The 1,756-nt window shown below is 71.7% G+C and carries 3 protein-coding genes; 1 reads left to right on the top strand and 2 read right to left on the bottom strand.

What is annotated here, in order from left to right; genetic code table 11:
- Nucleotides 1-497: LytR/AlgR family response regulator transcription factor (locus AC27IQ_RS23840; protein ID WP_487091040.1), on the top strand; the 497-nt coding region annotated here is incomplete at its 5' end.
- Between the two features lie 71 nt (nucleotides 498-568).
- Here the strand turns inward: AC27IQ_RS23840 and AC27IQ_RS23845 are convergent.
- Nucleotides 569-1,201 carry a LysE family translocator gene (locus AC27IQ_RS23845; RefSeq protein WP_284394813.1) on the bottom strand — a complete coding sequence of 211 codons (633 nt, stop codon included), beginning with the start codon at nucleotides 1,199-1,201 and terminating at the stop codon, nucleotides 569-571.
- A 135-nt stretch (nucleotides 1,202-1,336) separates the two neighbouring features.
- Nucleotides 1,337-1,756: ABC transporter ATP-binding protein (locus AC27IQ_RS23850; protein WP_487091041.1), on the bottom strand; the 420-nt coding region annotated here is incomplete at its 5' end.

Below are 1,756 nucleotides of genomic sequence, written 5' to 3' on the forward strand. Positions count from 1 at the left end.
CGTGCAGCCCGAGCGGCTGCGCAAGGCCGTCCAGAAGCTGCAGGCCACCCTCGCACGGCAGGCCGCGCCCCGCCGCGCTGGACTTCGAGGCCACGCTGGCCCGCCTGCGCGCACTGGTGGCGCTGCCCGGGGCCGCTGCGCCGGGCATGGCCGGTGCGGCGGCGCACCCCGCCCCGCTCACCGTCATCCAGGCCAGCAGCGGCGCGCAGATCCACCTGGTGTCGGTGGCGGACGTCGTGGTGTTCGAGGCGGCCGACAAGTACGTGCGCGTGCTGACCGCCACGCAGGAGTACCTGATCCGCACGCCCCTCAAGGAACTGGCTGCCCAGCTCGACGCGAACACCTTCTGGCAGGTGCACCGCGGCACCCTGGTGCGCGCCAGCGCCATCGCCTCAGCCGTGCGCGACGAATCAGGGCGGCTGCACCTGCGCCTGCGCGAGCGGCCCGAAACCCTGGCGGTGAGCCGGCTCTACGCCCACCGCTTCAAGGCGATGTAGCGCCCGAATGGCACAAAAGCTGAGGCGAAGCGACCCGGCAGCAAGCGCCGCCGGCCCGCCGAATCACAAAGTCAGCGGTTGGCCGCGAGCAGCAGCCCGCCAGCGCCCATGAAGAATCCGCCCGTCGCCTTGTTCAGCCGCACCACGCCGCGCTGCGAGCGGATCACCCGGCGGATCTGCCGCCCGCCCGTGGCGTACACGGCGGTGGAGACGAACTCGGCCATCAGGTACACCGAGCCCAGCACCAGGAACTGGTGCGCCGCGGGCTGTGCGGGGTCGATGAACTGGGGAAACACCGCGGCGAACAGGATGATCGCCTTGGGATTGGTGATGCCCAGCAGGAACTCCTGCAGGATCAGCGAGCGGATCGGCACCGCGGCCGCCGAGGGCGTGGCCTCGCTGCCCTCCACCAGTTCCAGCCCGCCGAACTCTCGGCTGCGCCACGCCTTCCAGCCCAGCCAGAACAGGTAACACGCCCCCACCCATTTCACGACCGTGAAGGCCGCCTCGGAGGCCAGCAGCATCGCGCCCAGCCCCACGGCGGACACCGTCAAAAAGATGGCGAACGCCGCCGCACGCCCGATGGTGGCCACCAGCGCCGTGCCCACACCGGCCCGGATGCCGTTGTTCAGGCCGCAGAAATTGTTGGGGCCGGGCGTGAGCGCGATCGCCACGGCCACGGGTGCGAAAAGAAGGGCGTCCATACCAGGCTCCTGAATGGCAACGGAAGGGAAAGAAACAAACAGGCAACAGCGCAGAAGGATCGCAGTGTAGGTGGGGAAGGCGCTCGCCGCGAGCCCCGGCAGCGGCGGGCGGCGCGCACCGTGTCGCGGGGACCCTCAGGGCAAATCGATGACAGCGTTCCACGGCACGCCCGCGAGCGCATCGTAGTGCGCCACCAGCACGGTGCCCGGCCCGCCCTGCGCCGCCCGCTGCGCCAGCACCTGCTGCAGGTATTGCACCGACGGGCGGTCCAGCCCGGCCACCGGCTCGTCCACCAGCACCAGCGGCGACCCGCACGCGAAAGCGGCCGCCAGCAGCGCCTTGCGCCGCGTGCCGGTGGACAGCTGCTCCATGGCCTTGGGCAGGTGGCTTTCCAGCCCGAACCCCGCCACGTGTGCCTGCAGCGCCGAGGCGTCCCATGCCGGATGGCGGCCGGCCAGCGCACCGAACCATGCCGCCGGGCTGGTGCCATCGAGCGCCGTCGCGCGCGGGTCGGCCCAGAACACCGCGCCCGACTCCTTCGCGGCCCGGTCGCT

The sequence above is a fragment of the Acidovorax sp. KPB24-07 genome, assembly GCF_057543315.1.

What these genes read in the sequence shown, in the direction of transcription:
- AC27IQ_RS23845 (WP_284394813.1), bottom strand. Translation starts at nt 1,201, where the DNA reads ATGGACGCCCTTCTTTTCGCACCCGTGGCCGTGGCGATCGCGCTCACG.